Annotated in this window: 20 protein-coding genes and 1 pseudogene; 9 read left to right on the top strand and 12 right to left on the bottom strand. The window is 42.0% G+C overall.

What is annotated here, in order from left to right; genetic code table 11:
* The first annotated feature begins 1 nt into the window (after nucleotide 1).
* From Q4A91_RS03045 to Q4A91_RS03035, 3 genes are all read left to right on the top strand, one after another.
* A complete protein-coding gene (locus Q4A91_RS03045; protein WP_001065650.1) occupies nucleotides 2–844 on the top strand; it encodes a sugar ABC transporter permease in 843 nt (280 codons plus the stop codon).
* A 259-nt stretch (nucleotides 845–1,103) separates the two neighbouring features.
* Nucleotides 1,104–1,904 (top strand): DUF1189 domain-containing protein, encoded by an 801-nt coding sequence (locus Q4A91_RS03040; protein ID WP_303206396.1) that lies wholly within the window; start codon nucleotides 1,104–1,106, stop codon nucleotides 1,902–1,904.
* A gap of 9 nt (nucleotides 1,905–1,913) precedes the next feature.
* Complete coding sequence (locus Q4A91_RS03035; RefSeq protein ID WP_303206394.1) at nucleotides 1,914–2,900, top strand: LacI family DNA-binding transcriptional regulator; 987 nt, start codon at nucleotides 1,914–1,916, stop codon at nucleotides 2,898–2,900.
* A 33-nt stretch (nucleotides 2,901–2,933) separates the two neighbouring features.
* Here the strand turns inward: Q4A91_RS03035 and Q4A91_RS03030 are convergent, their stop codons facing one another.
* From Q4A91_RS03030 to hisS, 9 genes and pseudogenes are all read right to left on the bottom strand, one after another.
* On the bottom strand, nucleotides 2,934–3,875 hold the full coding sequence (locus tag Q4A91_RS03030; protein ID WP_000806295.1) for a YitT family protein: 942 nt from the start codon (nucleotides 3,873–3,875) through the stop codon (nucleotides 2,934–2,936).
* Nucleotides 3,853–5,616, bottom strand: coding sequence for an aspartate--tRNA ligase (gene aspS / locus Q4A91_RS03025; protein ID WP_303206391.1), 1,764 nt, complete (start codon nucleotides 5,614–5,616; stop codon nucleotides 3,853–3,855). The genes Q4A91_RS03030 and aspS overlap by 23 nt, the downstream gene beginning before the upstream one ends.
* 151 nt (nucleotides 5,617–5,767) lie before the next feature.
* Entirely contained in the window at nucleotides 5,768–5,986 is a 219-nt protein-coding gene (locus tag Q4A91_RS03020) for a hypothetical protein (protein WP_000832174.1), read from the bottom strand.
* 17 nt (nucleotides 5,987–6,003) lie between these two features.
* The gene (locus tag Q4A91_RS03015; protein WP_303206389.1) at nucleotides 6,004–6,645 is read right to left on the bottom strand and encodes a CPBP family intramembrane glutamic endopeptidase; all 642 of its coding nucleotides are present in this window, start codon (nucleotides 6,643–6,645) and stop codon (nucleotides 6,004–6,006) included.
* A gap of 9 nt (nucleotides 6,646–6,654) precedes the next feature.
* Nucleotides 6,655–7,356 carry a DUF3169 family protein gene (locus Q4A91_RS03010; protein ID WP_303206387.1) on the bottom strand — a complete coding sequence of 234 codons (702 nt, stop codon included), beginning with the start codon at nucleotides 7,354–7,356 and terminating at the stop codon, nucleotides 6,655–6,657.
* A gap of 14 nt (nucleotides 7,357–7,370) precedes the next feature.
* Complete coding sequence (locus tag Q4A91_RS03005) at nucleotides 7,371–7,721, bottom strand: PspC domain-containing protein (RefSeq protein ID WP_303206385.1); 351 nt, start codon at nucleotides 7,719–7,721, stop codon at nucleotides 7,371–7,373.
* Nucleotides 7,718–7,925, bottom strand: a pseudogene (locus Q4A91_RS03000) (hypothetical protein). Before Q4A91_RS03000 ends, Q4A91_RS03005 begins: the two are co-directional and overlap by 4 nt.
* Complete coding sequence (locus Q4A91_RS02995) at nucleotides 7,922–8,128, bottom strand: helix-turn-helix transcriptional regulator (RefSeq protein ID WP_303206383.1); 207 nt, start codon at nucleotides 8,126–8,128, stop codon at nucleotides 7,922–7,924. The pseudogene Q4A91_RS03000 and the gene Q4A91_RS02995 overlap by 4 nt, the downstream one beginning before the upstream one ends.
* 143 nt (nucleotides 8,129–8,271) lie before the next feature.
* A complete protein-coding gene (gene hisS, locus Q4A91_RS02990; protein ID WP_303206382.1) occupies nucleotides 8,272–9,552 on the bottom strand; it encodes a histidine--tRNA ligase in 1,281 nt (426 codons plus the stop codon).
* A 167-nt stretch (nucleotides 9,553–9,719) separates the two neighbouring features.
* Between hisS and Q4A91_RS02985 the strand changes: the two genes are divergently transcribed.
* The gene (locus Q4A91_RS02985; RefSeq protein WP_001204052.1) at nucleotides 9,720–10,061 is read left to right on the top strand and encodes a metal-sulfur cluster assembly factor; all 342 of its coding nucleotides are present in this window, start codon (nucleotides 9,720–9,722) and stop codon (nucleotides 10,059–10,061) included.
* 174 nt (nucleotides 10,062–10,235) lie between these two features.
* Here Q4A91_RS02985 and ilvD read toward each other — a convergent pair whose 3' ends face one another.
* The gene (gene ilvD, locus Q4A91_RS02980; protein WP_303206379.1) at nucleotides 10,236–11,939 is read right to left on the bottom strand and encodes a dihydroxy-acid dehydratase; all 1,704 of its coding nucleotides are present in this window, start codon (nucleotides 11,937–11,939) and stop codon (nucleotides 10,236–10,238) included.
* A 184-nt stretch (nucleotides 11,940–12,123) separates the two neighbouring features.
* Here ilvD and Q4A91_RS02975 point away from each other — a divergent pair, with 184 nt between their 5' ends.
* The 5 genes from Q4A91_RS02975 (at nucleotide 12,124) to Q4A91_RS02955 (ending at nucleotide 14,427) form a co-directional block, all read left to right on the top strand.
* On the top strand, nucleotides 12,124–13,131 hold the full coding sequence (locus Q4A91_RS02975) for an SPFH domain-containing protein (RefSeq protein WP_303206377.1): 1,008 nt from the start codon (nucleotides 12,124–12,126) through the stop codon (nucleotides 13,129–13,131).
* A 2-nt stretch (nucleotides 13,132–13,133) separates the two neighbouring features.
* Complete coding sequence (locus Q4A91_RS02970; RefSeq protein ID WP_088814628.1) at nucleotides 13,134–13,334, top strand: PTS ascorbate transporter subunit IIC; 201 nt, start codon at nucleotides 13,134–13,136, stop codon at nucleotides 13,332–13,334.
* Between the two features lie 148 nt (nucleotides 13,335–13,482).
* Nucleotides 13,483–13,665, top strand: a complete 183-nt coding sequence (rpmF, locus tag Q4A91_RS02965; RefSeq protein WP_000290417.1) for a 50S ribosomal protein L32 — start codon at nucleotides 13,483–13,485, stop codon at nucleotides 13,663–13,665.
* 15 nt (nucleotides 13,666–13,680) lie between these two features.
* A complete protein-coding gene (gene rpmG, locus Q4A91_RS02960; protein ID WP_001265622.1) occupies nucleotides 13,681–13,830 on the top strand; it encodes a 50S ribosomal protein L33 in 150 nt (49 codons plus the stop codon).
* A 78-nt stretch (nucleotides 13,831–13,908) separates the two neighbouring features.
* Nucleotides 13,909–14,427, top strand: a complete 519-nt coding sequence (locus Q4A91_RS02955; protein WP_303205153.1) for an HXXEE domain-containing protein — start codon at nucleotides 13,909–13,911, stop codon at nucleotides 14,425–14,427.
* A gap of 36 nt (nucleotides 14,428–14,463) precedes the next feature.
* Here Q4A91_RS02955 and Q4A91_RS02950 read toward each other — a convergent pair whose 3' ends face one another.
* Nucleotides 14,464–14,679, bottom strand: coding sequence for a hypothetical protein (locus Q4A91_RS02950; protein ID WP_303205152.1), 216 nt, complete (start codon nucleotides 14,677–14,679; stop codon nucleotides 14,464–14,466).
* A gap of 77 nt (nucleotides 14,680–14,756) precedes the next feature.
* On the bottom strand, nucleotides 14,757–14,921 hold the full coding sequence (locus Q4A91_RS02945; protein ID WP_303205151.1) for a hypothetical protein: 165 nt from the start codon (nucleotides 14,919–14,921) through the stop codon (nucleotides 14,757–14,759).
* Between the last annotated feature and the right edge of the window lie 216 nt (nucleotides 14,922–15,137).

The raw sequence follows: 15,137 nt of genomic DNA, 5'->3' as shown, positions 1-15,137 counted from the left end.
GATGAATAACTCAATCAAACTCAAACGTAGACTGACTCAAACCCTCACTTACCTCTACTTGATTGGCCTTTCAATCGTGATTATCTATCCACTTTTGATCACCATTATGTCAGCCTTCAAGTCTGGTAACGTGGTAGCCTTTAAACTAGATGGTAACGTCGATTTTAGTTTTGATAACTTTAAAGGACTCTTCACTGAAACCTTGTACGGCACTTGGTATCTCAATACCTTGATCATCGCCTTGATTACAATGGCTGTCCAAACAAGCATCATCGTACTTGCTGGTTATGCCTACAGTCGATACAACTTCTTGGCTCGTAAACAAAGTTTGGTCTTCTTCTTGATTATCCAAATGGTACCAACCATGGCTGCTTTGACTGCCTTCTTCGTTATGGCACTTATGTTGAACGCCCTTAACCATAGCTGGTTCCTCATCTTCCTCTATGTCGGTGGTGGTATCCCTATGAACGCTTGGTTGATGAAAGGTTACTTTGATACCGTACCAATGTCTCTTGATGAATCAGCAAAACTTGATGGTGCAGGACACTTCCGCCGCTTCTGGCAAATCGTTCTCCCTCTTGTTCGCCCAATGGTTGCGGTACAAGCCCTCTGGGCCTTCATGGGACCTTTCGGAGACTATATCCTCTCTAGTTTCTTGCTTCGTGAGAAAGAATACTTTACAGTTGCCGTTGGTCTCCAAACCTTCGTCAACAATGCGAAGAACTTGAAGATTGCCTACTTCTCAGCAGGTGCTATCCTCATCGCTCTTCCAATCTGTACACTCTTCTTCTTCTTACAAAAGAACTTTGTTTCAGGACTTACAAGTGGTGGCGACAAGGGATAATTTATCCCCGCCACCCTTTTTCATTTTATACTCTTCGAAAATCTCTTCAAACCACGTCAGCTTTATCTCCAACCTCAAAACTGTGCTTTGAACAACCTGCGGCTGGCTCCCTAGTTTGCTCTTTGATTTTCATTGAGTATTAGCGATTGTTACTATAAATAATATTCCTGCAACAAGCAATTTATCTCCTAGACTTGAAATAAAGCGCATTTCTCTATATAATAATACTCATATAGAAAACACTTTTAGAAAGATGCCTATGCTTCCATATCCATTCTCGTATTTCTCTAGTATCTGGGGATTTCGCAAACCCCTATCAAAACGTTTCGGTCTCAACTGGTTTCAGCTTCTCTTTACGAGCATTTTCCTCATCAGTTTGTCTATGGTTCCGATTGCCATTCAAAACAGCTCACAGGAAACGTATCCACTGGATACCTTTATCGATAATGTCTATACTCCACTGACAGATGAAGCCATCATGGACTTGTCAGAGAATGCACAAATCGTTGATGGAAAGCTGAACTACTCAGGTGCGAAGAATCAGCAGCCTTCTCTTTTGATTGGCCCAAGCCAAAGCAAGGAATTTCCAAAGGACTTGCAGCTTCATTTTGATACAGAAGAACTCGTCATCAGTAAGGAAAGTAAGGAACTGACTCGCATTCGCTACCACGCGATTCAAACGGAGAGTTTCCAGAGTAAGGAAAATCTAACCCAGGCCATTTCTAAAGATTGGTACCAACAAAATCGGGTCTATATCAGTCTCTTTCTCGTTCTTGGTGCAAGCTTCCTCTTTGGATTGAATTTCTTCATTGTCTCTATTGGAGCTAGTCTCCTCCTTTATATCACCAAAAAATCACGCCTCTTTTCATTTAGGACCTTTAAAGAGTGCTACCATTTTATCTTGAACTGTTTAGGATTACCCACTCTGATTACGCTTATTTTGGGACTTTTGGGCCAAAATATGACAACGCTTATCACTGTACAAAACATTCTTTTTGTTCTTTATCTGGTCACTATTTTTTACAAGACGCATTTCCGTGATCCAGATTATCATAAATAGGAGATTTTTATGCCCGTGACAATTAAAGATGTGGCTAAAGTAGCAGGTGTCTCACCTTCAACTGTTACCCGCGTCATTCAAAATAAATCAACGATTAGTGATGAAACCAAAAAACGAGTTCGCAAGGCGATGAAGGAGCTCAACTACCATCCCAACCTCAATGCTCGTAGCTTGGTAAGTAGCTATACTCAGGTTATCGGCTTGGTGCTTCCTGATGACTCGGATGCCTTTTACCAAAATCCTTTCTTCCCATCTGTCCTTCGAGGGATCGCCCAAGTCGCGTCTGAAAACCACTACGCTATTCAGATTGCAACGGGGAAAGATGAGAAAGAACGTCTCAATGCGATTTCTCAGATGGTTTATGGCAAGCGTGTTGACGGTTTGATTTTCCTCTACGCTGAAGAAGAAGACCCTCTGGTCAAGCTAGTAGCTGATGAGCAGTTCCCTTTCCTCATTCTCGGAAAATCTACTTCACCCTTTATCCCTCTTGTTGATAATGACAATGTACAAGCTGGCTTTGATGCGACAGAGTATTTCATCAAAAAAGGATGCAAACGAATTGCCTTCATCGGGGGGACAAAGCGACTCTTCGTAACGCAAGATCGTCTAACTGGCTATGAGTCCGCACTCAAACAACACCAACTTCCGATTGATACCAACTTAACCTACTTTGCGACCGAATTTCTAGAAGAAAAAGGTTATCAATTCAGTGAACTTCTGTTCAATCACGATCCACAGATTGATGCTATCATTACAACCGATAGTCTCCTAGCCGAAGGAGTCTGTGACTATATCGCTAAGCACAAACTGGATGTTCCTGTCCTCAGCTTCGACTCAGTCAATCCTCGACTTGACCTCGTAGCTTATGTCGATATCAATAGTCTGGAACTTGGGCGGACATCATTTGAAACGATTTTACAAATCATCAATGACGCAAAAAACAACAGACAAATCTGTTACCGCCAGTTGATTGGACACAAAATTATCGAAAAATAAAGACCAGCCCCAAGGCTGGTCTTTTGAGTATTATCAATTGTCTGTTTCTACGAATCGTCCGAGGATGTGGACATTTTCGGATACAGAGACAAAGGCTGTCGGATCAACTTGTTTCATGATGTGTTTAAAATCATTAAACTCTGCTCGTGTGATAACCGTAATCAAGACTGCTTTTCTCTCATGATTATAGGTTCCTTCTGCATCGTGGATCATGGTTGCTCCGCGGTGCAATTTTTTATGGATTTTTGCGATTACCTTATCAGGATTATTGGTCACAATCATGGCCTGCATGCGTTTTTGCTTGGTAAAGACCGCATCTGTCACACGACTGGAGACAAAGATGGTAATCATAGAGTAGAGGGCGTATTTCCAACCAAAGGTCAAACCTGCTATCAGCATAATCGTCCCATTCACTAAGAAAGAAATACTACCGACATTTCTCCCTGTTTTCTTTCGAATGGTCAGACTAACGATATCTGTACCTCCGCTAGAAATATTGTTACGGAGCGCAAAACCAATCCCCAAGCCCATGACAACACCCCCAAAAAGGGCATTGATGATGGGATCCTCTGTCAAGGTCATAACTGGTACAATCTGGATAAAGAGGGAACTCATGGATACTGTGATAAAGGTAAAGATTGTAAACTTATGCCCAATCTGATACCAAGCCAAAATCATCAACGGAAAATTGATAGCATAAAAGGTTAGCGATATCGGAATATAAAAACCAAACCAGTGATTGCTCAAGGCAGAGATAATCTGTGCCAGACCTGTCGCGCCACTGGAGTAAACGTGTCCTGGTTGAAAAAAGAAATTGACTGCTACTGCTGACAGAAAGCCATAAACCAGAGAAGCCGATACCTTCTCATCATATTTTTCCCGAGAGATACTTTGTAAAACTCGTAAGATTTTTATCTGATAAGCAAAGCGGCGCAGATAATAGCGCCACCGCTTAATTCGTTTTGCTTGTTTCATCTTCTTCTACTTGTAAGCTGAGTTCCTCTAGTTGTTTGAGAGCGACTGTTGATGGAGCTTGTGTCATTGGGTCGGTTGCCTTATTGTTCTTAGGAAAGGCAATGACTTCACGGATATTTTCTTCTCCAGCTAAGAGCATCACAAAACGGTCAAGACCGATAGCCAAGCCACCGTGGGGTGGGAAACCATAGTCCATGGCTTCAAGAAGGAAGCCAAACTGGTCATTTGCTTCTTCAGCTGAGAAACCAAGAGCCTTGAACATGCGTTCTTGAAGGTCTTTTTGGTTGATACGGAGACTACCACCACCAAGTTCATAACCGTTCAAGACAATATCGTAAGCAATGGCACGAACTTTAGCCAAATCACCTTCTAATTCGTGAGCTGTTTCTTCCTGTGGAAGAGTGAACGGATGGTGGGCGCTCATGTAGCGGCCTTCTTCTTCAGACCATTCAAACATTGGCCAATCAACCACCCAAAGGAAGTTAAATTTATCGTTATCAATCAAGCCAAGCTCTTTAGCAATACGTCCACGAAGGGCACCAAGGGTTGCATTTGCCACTTCAAGAGTATCCGCCACAAATAGAACCAAATCCTTATCTTCAAGACCAAGCGCTGCAGTCAATTCTGCTTGGATACCAGTTAAGAACTTGGCAACTGGTCCATTTAATTCTCCATCAATCACCTTGACCCAAGCAAGACCTTTAGCACCGTACTGTTTAGCTACTTCGGTCATCTTGTCGATGTCTTTACGTGAGTAGTTGTCCGCAGCTCCTTTGACCACAATGGCCTTAACGGCAGGTGCTTCTGAGAAAACTTTGAAATCAACACCCTTGACCACTTCTGTCAAGTCCTGAAGCAACATGTCAAAACGGGTATCTGGCTTATCAGAACCGTAAAGAGCCATCGCATCATCATACTTCATACGAGGAAATGGAAGCGTTACTTCGATGCCTTTGGTTTCTTTCATCACGCGCGCAATCAATCCTTCTGTGATATCTTGGATTTCTTGCTCCGTAAGGAAAGACGTTTCCAAGTCGACCTGGGTAAATTCAGGCTGACGGTCACCACGCAAGTCCTCGTCACGGAAACATTTAACGATTTGGTAGTAACGGTCAAACCCAGCATTCATCAAAAGCTGTTTAGTGATTTGTGGGCTCTGAGGAAGAGCGTAGAAATGCCCTTTATTGACACGAGATGGCACCAAATAGTCACGCGCACCTTCTGGCGTTGATTTAGAAAGGAATGGCGTCTCCACATCGATAAACTCCAACTCATCCAAGTAGTTACGGATAGAGTGGGTCACCTTGGCACGAAGCTTAAGGTTTTCTAGCATTTCTGGACGACGAAGGTCAAGGTAACGGTAACGCAAACGTGTATCGTCATTGGCCTCAATCCCATCCTTAATCTCAAAAGGCGTTGTTTTGGCTGTATTAAGCACCGTCAAAGCTGTCACGTTCAACTCAACTGCACCCGTTGGCAATTTATCATTGGCTTGCTCACGCGGAGCGACTTGTCCAGTCACCTCGACAACAAATTCGCTACGAAGGCTTTCAGCTGTTGCCATGACTTCTGCTGAAACTTTTTCAGGGTTGATAACCAGCTGCATGATCCCTTCACGGTCACGAAGGTCGATAAAGATCAAACCACCCAGGTCACGACGACGGCCAACCCATCCTTGCAAGGTCATTTCTTGTCCGATGTGTTCCTCACGAACACGACCGGCATACATACTACGTTTCATGTTTTCTCTCCTCTTTTATTCTGTTACTATTTTACCATAAAAGCGCAGGCTCTTCATGAAAATCAGCAGAAAAGTTTGATTGTCTTTAGAAATCAAAACGAACAGACAAAAAATCCGATGAAAACGTCATCGGATTCTCTGATTATGATTCTTAACCTTTTTTACGCTTTTCAGCAATCTCGGCTGCCTTTTTAGGTAGAACAATCTCCGTCGCATAAGCCGAAGCAAAACGCAAGACACCTGCAATAGGCGCAAAGACAATTGCTAGATAGTTGTAAAAGAAATCGCCTTTAAAGGCATAGGCAAGTGCCCCGATGATAAAGAAGAGAACGACCGCCTGTATCACTGCTAATAAAATTACTCGTTTCATGTGACCTCCTGACTCTATTATAGCATGAGTATCATCAAAAAGCCGATTAAATTATTCAAAGCGTGGAGAGAAATGCTGTAAAGAAGACCTTTTCGACTCACATAAGCCAGACCCAAACTCAATCCCAGACTAGCATAAACTAAAAACTGTTGCAAAGTCCCTGGAAAATGAATCAAGGCAAAAAGCACACTCGATACGAGGAGAAACAGAGCTGTCTGTTTGCTGTTGTTCTGCTTAGGAAAGAGATAGCGCGCCAACATCCCTCTAAAGATGAGTTCTTCCGTCAAAGGAGCAAATACCACTACCATAAAGAAACCAAAGATAGGCTGAGCAACTGTCAATTGTGATACGATTTGTTGATTGACTGACGGATCTTCTGGCAAAAAGAACTGGGCTGTAATCGCCACTAGCAAAACCAGAGTTGGCAACCAGATATAACGATTAAAAGCTGTTGTCTGGATGCTAACCTTTTCTGTCTGATACCATCTGTAAACTCCATAAACATAGGCCCCTGACAGAGCGATATAGAGTGGCAAGACTCCAAAGATCGAAGCCCCTAGTCCAAGAGCTGACAGCGCCGTACTCTGAACCAGACCATAGCCAAAGAAAAAGGATAGAACAGCTAGAAGAAACCAACCAAGATTTTTAAGTAAGTTCATAAAAGACTCCTATTTGAAATAACGTTTTGTTTTTCGCAATTGTGCAACATTGGTATACAAATGGACGACAACTGCCACGAGCAGAGCAACCAACTGTACTTGTCCTAATACCATAGATAGAACTACTAGGACAATATAGATACCTGGTATGATGAGCTGATTGACCTTGAACAAGATCAAGTAAGCTTCTTCTATCTCAGCCTGTTTTTCTCCCTCATCATAAGTATTGAGGTATTCCAAAACTTCCTTTGGAGTCGCCATAACAGAAAGTTTATAGTTACGAATCTTGCTGGTGATTTTTAGGCAGTAAACACCCAACCAAATACTTACAACTATCAAAAGTAAGGATGTTGCTGATATGCCGAATCTTCCTAAGTCTAAAATCATACAGAATAGCATACTAATTTGGGAAACATTCCAAGCCACTGTACCATAATCCAAGAAACGATGCATAGCAAGATAGTCTTGTTCGTTTTCTTCGTCCTCTTCTTCTCTTTGATAGTTTTGATAGGCCTTATTGCTTTTTCTAATAAAATAAAAGGTTAGAGTTGCCGTAATCAGCCCTAGACCAAAAAAGATTGAGAACAAGGCAGAGATTACTTGCTCTTGATTGATACTTAAAGGATTAACTCTAAGAACTCCGGCAAGTATTCCTAATAAAACTCCGGCAATAAAAACTTTCAGTGCAAAAATGATATGTTTCTTATCCATATTTTAGCCTCTTTCTATAACAAGCCAGACAACCATTGACCAAAGGCTTTACCTGATTCAAAAATAGCTGTCAAGCCTTCTGTTCCAAGTGACACCAAAATCAAACAAACAGCAAGTAAGAGAATAGCTTGGTTTCTAGCTTTTTTTGCTCCATCCCCCAAGGGTTCATTGCCAAGCCAACCTGCTAGATAGGCATAGAGAGTTACTGTTATAATCCCAATCTCTGTCGAAGAGAGAAACAGCAAGACTGTCACAAAACGAACGATATTGGCTTGAATATTAAAATAATTTCCTAAACCTGCACAAACACCCGCAAGTTCTTTGTGCTCAGTATCGATTTGAAAATCTGCTAAAAACTCTCTCATGACTTTTCTCCTTTTTCAACCTTTTTGAATTTTATTTTTCTCTCTACCCATCTAAAGACTAATAGTAAAACTATGTTAATCCAGAAGAGATATTTACTTTCAACAATTGTAAACCAACCAAATAGGCTTCCGATCATAGCCAAAAGATTAACGATAAACACAACTATAGATAGATAGATAATAAATTACTTTATACTTATTCATTCCTCATTCTCCTCTATCCGAAATACCGACTCTACTGGTTCATTGAATATCTGTGAAATCTTCAGGGCGATCACAACTGACGGGGTATATTCATCCCTCTCTAGCAGACTGATAGTCTGCCTGGATACCCCTGCTAGCTTGGCCAGTTCGGTCTGATTGAGACCATCGCGAGCCCGAAGCTCTTTTAAACGATTTTTAAGCATTCCTTTCTCCTTTTCTCTTAACTTGCTTATATTGTAACACATCTTTTTCTTTTTGATAAGTATATTTGTCAAAAAGTTTATGATTTTTGTCATTTTGCAAAAGAAAAAGGTCAGGAATAAGATCCCGACCAGTTTTTCTACTATTAAAAGCCTAATTTTTCAAAGATTTCTGAGAAATTTTGATTGATAACATCAAGTGACACTTGAACTTCTTCTCGAGTTTGGTTGTTTTTGACCGTCACTTGTCCGCTTTCGACTTCACTCTCGCCTAAAGTAATGAGAGTCTTAGCCGCAAAGACATCGGCTGACTTAAACTGAGCTTTGAGTTTACGGTTGAGATAGTCACGCTCTGCTTTGAATCCTTGTTGGCGAAGGGCTTGTACCAATTCCAAGGCCTTAACATTTACTTCTTCGCCCAAGACTGCGATATAGACATCTAAGGCATTTTCGATAGGGAGGGCCACACCTTGCTTTTCAAGGATAAGAAGCAGGCGCTCTACACCAAGTCCAAAACCAAATCCAGCAGTCTCAGGGCCACCAAAGTAGGAAACCAAGCCATCGTAGCGACCTCCTGCACAGACGGTCAATTCATTGCCCTCGATTTCAGTGATGAATTCAAAAATCGTGTGGTTGTAGTAGTCCAGACCACGCACCATATTGGTATCGATGATGTAGTCTACACCCAGATTTTCCAACATCTGACGCACAGCATCAAAGTGAGCCTGGCTTTCTTCATCAAGGAAGTCCAAGATAGACGGCGCATTTCCCACTGCCACCTTATCTTCCTTCTCCTTAGAGTCCAAGACTCGAAGAGGATTTTCCTCCAAACGACGTTGGCTGTCCTTAGACAAGGTCTCCCTGAGCGGTGTCAAATAGTCGATCAAGGCTTGACGATAGGCCGCACGGCTCTCAGGATTTCCCAGAGTGTTAAGATGCAATTTGACACCTTGAATGCCGATTTCTTTCAAGAAATGAGCTGCCATAGCGATGGTTTCCACATCGGTAGCTGGATTGCTAGAGCCAAAACACTCAACACCAATCTGGTGGAACTGACGCAAACGACCTGCTTGTGGACGCTCATAACGGAACATAGGACCCATGTAATAGAACTTACTTGGCTTTTGCACTTCTGGGGCGAAGAGTTTATTTTCCACATAAGAGCGGACAACGGGCGCAGTTCCTTCTGGACGGAGGGTAATATGGCGGTCACCCTTGTCATAAAAATCGTACATTTCCTTGGTTACGATATCGGTCGTATCTCCGACAGAGCGGCTGATAACCTCGTAATGCTCAAAAATAGGCGTGCGCACTTCTGCATAGTTATAGCGCTTGAAAATTTCACGGGCAAAGCCCTCAACGTACTGCCATTTAGCAGACTCAGCAGGTAAAATATCCTGCGTTCCTTTTGGTTTTTGTAATTTCATAGGGAATCCTCTTTAAACTTAATAGTCTTATTTTACCATAAATAAAGGGATTAAAACAGTGAGAGGAGAAAATCGCAAGAGGGTCTTTTCAGAAAATTCATCAAAAACTTGCTAAATTGTCAGAATTATGAGAAAATAGAGGAGGTTTATCACGTGGAGGGACTGTTATGAGAGACGATATCAAAATCAATGACCGCGCTTTGGCCTTACAAGACCAAATTATCGAAAAACTAGAGAAGGTTTTTGATACAGATGTGGAATTGGATGTGTACAATCTAGGATTGATTTATGAGATCAATCTGGATGAAACCGGTCTCTGCAAGATTGTCATGACTTTCACTGACACTGCCTGCGATTGCGCCGAAAGCCTGCCTATCGAAATCGTCGCAGGTCTGAAACAAATCGAGGGTATCGAAGATGTCAAGGTTGAAGTTACCTGGTCGCCTGCCTGGAAGATCACACGAATCAGTCGCTACGGCCGTATTGCCCTTGGGCTACCGCCTCGTTAATACTCTTCAAAAATCTCTTCAAACCACGTCAGCTTTATCTCCAACCTCAAAGCTGTGCTTTGAGCAACCTGCGCCTAGCTTTCTAGTTTGCTCTTTGATTTTTATTGAGCATAAGTAGGCAAATCACTTTTGAAGATGAAAAGAAGCAAGCCGAAGTTGGCTTGCTTTTCTTGTTTATTTTTTACCTGGCTTGTCCATATTCCAGAAGTCTGTCACGGCTCCGCGTGAAGCGGATGATACGATGTGGGCATATTTACCAAGGACACCGCGGCTGTAAAGTGGTGGCAAGGTTGTTTCTGCCTTGCGTTTTTCAAGTTCTTCTTCGGATACGGCCATGGAAATTTCTTTGGTATCTTGGTCAACTGTAACGATATCACCTGTACGGAGGTAGGCAATCGGTCCACCATCCTGAGCCTCAGGAGCGATATGCCCAACAACCAGACCATAGGTACCACCAGAGAAACGGCCATCTGTCAAGAGGGCAACCTTGTCTCCTTGACCTTTACCAACGATCATAGATGAAAGTGACAGCATTTCAGGCATACCAGGACCACCCTTCGGTCCAACGAAACGAACAACGACAACATCGCCATCAACGATTTCGTCTGTCAGAACGGCCTGGATAGCGTCTTCTTCTGAGTCAAAGACCTTAGCTGGACCAACGTGACGACGCACTTTAACACCTGATACCTTGGCAACTGCTCCATCAGGGGCAAGGTTCCCGTTCAAGATGATAAGCGGACCATCTGCACGTTTTGGATTTTCAAGTGGCATGATGACTTTTTGACCTGGTGTAAGGTCTGCAAAGTCGGCCAAATTCTCAGCAACTGTCTTACCAGTACATGTGATGCGGTCGCCATGAAGGAAGCCATTTGCCAAGAGGTATTTCATAACCGCAGGGACACCACCGACTGCGTAGAGGTCTTGGAAGACATACTGACCAGAAGGTTTCAAGTCAGCCAAGTGAGGCACACGTTCTTGGATCGTATTGAAGTCCTCAAGTGACAAGTCAACATTGGCCGCATGGGCAATGGCAAGCAAGTGAAGAGTGGCATTTGTAGAACCACCGAGAGCCATCGTTACAGTGATGGCATCTTCAAAAGCTTCACGAGTCAAGATATCTGATGGTTTGAGACCAAGCTCCAGCATCTTGACAACAGCTCGCCCTGCTGCTTCGATATCTTCTTTCTTGTCAGCTGATTCAGCTGGGTGAGATGAAGAACCTGGCAAACTCATACCTAGAACTTCGATAGCAGTCGCCATGGTATTAGCTGTATACATACCACCACAGCCACCAGGGCCCGGGCAGGCATTACATTCAAGACGTTTCACGTCCTCAGCTGTCATGTCACCGTGGTTCCATTTTCCGATCCCCTCAAAGACAGAAACCAAGTCGATGTCTTTTCCATCAAGATTTCCCGGTGCAATGGTTCCACCATAGGCGAAAATAGCTGGAATATCCATATTGGCAATGGCAATCATAGAACCAGGCATGTTCTTATCACAGCCACCGATGGCTACAAAGGCATCTACGTTGTGGCCCCCCATAGCAGCTTCAATAGAATCCGCAATAATATCACGAGATGTTAGAGAGAAGCGCATACCAGGCGTTCCCATGGCAATCCCGTCCGCTACGGTAATGGTACCAAACTGAACAGGCCAAGCACCTGCAGATTTGACACCTTCTTTAGCCAATTTCCCAAAATCATGCAAGTGGATGTTACATGGCGTATTTTCTGCCCAAGTCGAAATTACCCCAACAATCGGTGTTTCAAAGTCCTTATCTGTCATACCAGTCGCACGAAGCATAGCACGGTTTGGTGATTTAACCATGCTGTCATAAATGCTACTGCGGTGACGTTTATCTAATTCAGTCATCTTATCCCTCCCATTTCAGTTTTTACCATTATAGCACATTTTAAAGGCAATGAACAGAAGAAAATTCTTGAATTTTCAGAAAATTCTATACAGTAATATTTTCTTTAAAAATGTTACATTTATTTCTTGACTTTATAAATTAAAGTGATATCATTTAGATATCATATAATAGGAGGTCATTCTTATGACTGAAAAACTCATCAATTCAAAACCAAATGGTGTATTCGCATTAATTTTCATTGAATTGACACTCGTACTTGGTATCTTTATATTTATAATGGGTGCTGGTTCGGAAAACGTTTTTGGAATTATTATCGGTCTTTTATTAAGCTTAATTGCAGGCCTAGCTCATGCTGGTTTAAAAGTTGTCAAACCTCAGGAAGCTCTGGTTCTGACACTCTTTGGTAACTATACAGGCACCATCAAAGAACCTGGTTTTTACTTTGTCAATCCCTTTAGCGTAGCAGTTAACCCTGCAAACCACACTCGACTTGGTCAAAGTGGTGATGTTAGTACAAAAACTCCTTTTTCAGGGATGAAATCATCCAATGGCAATGATGTAAGCCTTGAAATTGGCAAGAAACAGATTTCCCTCAAAGTCATGACCTTGAGTAATTCTCGTCAAAAGATTAACGATTGCCTAGGAAATCCCGTAGAAATCGGAATCGCGGTAACTTGGAGAGTCGTTGATACAGCAAAAGCAGTCTTTAACGTTGATAACTACAAGGAATATCTCTCTTTGCAGTGTGATAGCGCCCTTCGTAATATTGTCCGCATCTATCCTTACGATGTGTCTCCTAATGTAGATACTACAGGGGATGGACAAGCGGATGAAGGTAGTCTCCGTGGCTCTAGTGAAATTGTAGCTAACCGTATTCGCGAAGAAATCCAAAGTCGCGTAGAAGATGCTGGCTTGGAAATCCTTGAAGCACGTATCACTTATCTAGCTTATGCACCAGAAATTGCAGCTGTTATGCTTCAACGTCAACAAGCATCTGCCATTATTGATGCCCGTAAGATGATTGTAGACGGCGCTGTAGGAATGGTTGAAATGGCACTAGAACGTCTCAATGAAGGAGAATTGGTAGAGCTTGACGAAGAACGAAAAGCTGCCATGGTTTCAAATCTCTTAGTCGTTCTCCGTGGCAATCATGATGCACAACCAATTGTCAACGCAGGAAGTCTTTACTAAAGATGGCTGAAGCTAAAAAAAAGCAGATCCCCCTTCGACTCTCAACAAAGTTATACGCTGCACTCGCATCATGGGCAGAAGACGACTTTCGTTCAGTCAATGGGCAAATCGAATATCTCCTCACAGAGTGTGTCAAGCAACGGAAGAAAGACGGAAAATACATATCAGAAACTATTGACGAACCATTTGAGATTGATATTTAACACCTTCTCCTGTCTGCTGGGTCAGACGGGAGAATTTTTTTATCTTTTTTTGTCAAGTAACTTTACTTTACAAAAAAGTTTTGATATACTATTAAAGTTGATGAAAATCAAACCTAACTGAATTATATCTTAAAAGGAGAAAAACGAAATGGCAGTACCTGCACGTCGCACATCAAAAGCGAAGAAAAACAAACGTCGTACACACTACAAAGTAACAGCTCCATCTGTAAACTTTGACGAAACTACTGGAGATTACTCACGTTCTCACCGCGTATCACTTAAAGGATACTACAAAGGACGTAAGATCGCTAAAGCTGCATCAGCTGAATAATAGAAGGGAGATACCATGCGCGTAAATATCACACTTGAACACAAAGAATCTGGTGAACGCTTGTACCTTACTTCTAAAAACAAACGTAACACTCCAGACCGTCTTCAATTGAAGAAATACTCACCAAAACTTCGCAAGCACGTCGTGTTTACAGAGGTTAAATAAGCACACCTAACTCAAAACGCCTTACTGGGCGTTTTTTGCTTTATTGGTTAGCGATCTATAATTTTTCAGGAGAGATTTATGGCATTTTATCTTTGGATATCCCCTCTACTCTTTATCTTTCACGACATGGAAGAAATTATCGGTCTTGTCCCTTGGATTCATCTCAACGAAACCTTGCTGGCTCAAAAGGCTCCAGCTATTCTCAAGATTCACAAAGGAATTACAACAGAGGGATTTGCCCTTGCTGTTTTTGAGGAATTTATTCTTGTCTTATCCATCACTTTATTAGCGCATTTTACTCAATCTAGAGCGCTCGAATTAGTTTGGTTAGGAGGATTTGTGGCCTTTGCACTCCATCTCTTGCTCCACATTGGACAATCAATTCTTCTCCGTAAGTATATCCCTGCTCTCATCACTTCTATCCTTTGTTTTCCTGTCAGTGCTTATTTGATTACAGACATCGTGCATTTGTGGCAAGTTTCGACTAGCGAATTTTTCCTATTTTCACTGGTCGGTTCAGGCATCGTCGTCATCAATCTCCTCTTTGCTCTCTGGCTTGGGAAAAAGTATTCCGCCCGGCTTGCCCATTACCATTAACAAAAGTTCCTTGCAATTTCAATTTGCAGGGAATTTTTATTTTACTTCTTGAATCAAACTGATTTCACTTTCATATAGAGAAATTTCAGTTGGCTCTTCAGAACTAGGATTGGCAATGAGAATAGTGATTTCGTCTTGTTCGTCGTTGTCCATTTCGTCAACAAAATCTGTGACAAGTCCCTTGATTATCTTGCCGTCATTAGTGACTACCTGAACTCTTGAGCGTAGGTAGTTCCATAGTTGCTTACTCATCTATTCTCCTTTCTTTGCCACTAGTTTTCGATAGTTCTTATAGTTAGGTTGATAAAAGCGCATAAACTATTCCATGTCTAAGTTACTGAAATACTAAGAATTTCATCAACATCCACAAGCAAGGAGTCCATCTCCTCTGCATTGTCAGAGGCGTCACAAAAGTCCTCTACAAACCCTCTAACTATCACGCCATTTTTAAGCGTAATAACTACATCTGTACGGTTAAATTTCCAGAGTCTCATTACAATCCTCCTGTCCTTAGTTCAAATTCTTTGCTTTGTAGTCAATGCCCTACCTTAATTATACCATGACTGACTTTTACTTTTACAATATCCTTTTATTTAAAAGTTTTTTAGGCTATAATTAAATTAACGAATAGAGGTTTTCCATCTCCCCTTGAAACAGATTGAAAAGGCAACACTTTTCTGTACAATTTTTATAAAGTGTTTTTTAAGGGA

The sequence above is a fragment of the Streptococcus sp. genome, assembly GCF_030528045.1.
Taxonomy (GTDB): domain Bacteria; phylum Bacillota; class Bacilli; order Lactobacillales; family Streptococcaceae; genus Streptococcus.
Note: the sequence above shows the minus strand (reverse complement) of the source record. Positions and strands in the feature narration are given on the sequence as shown.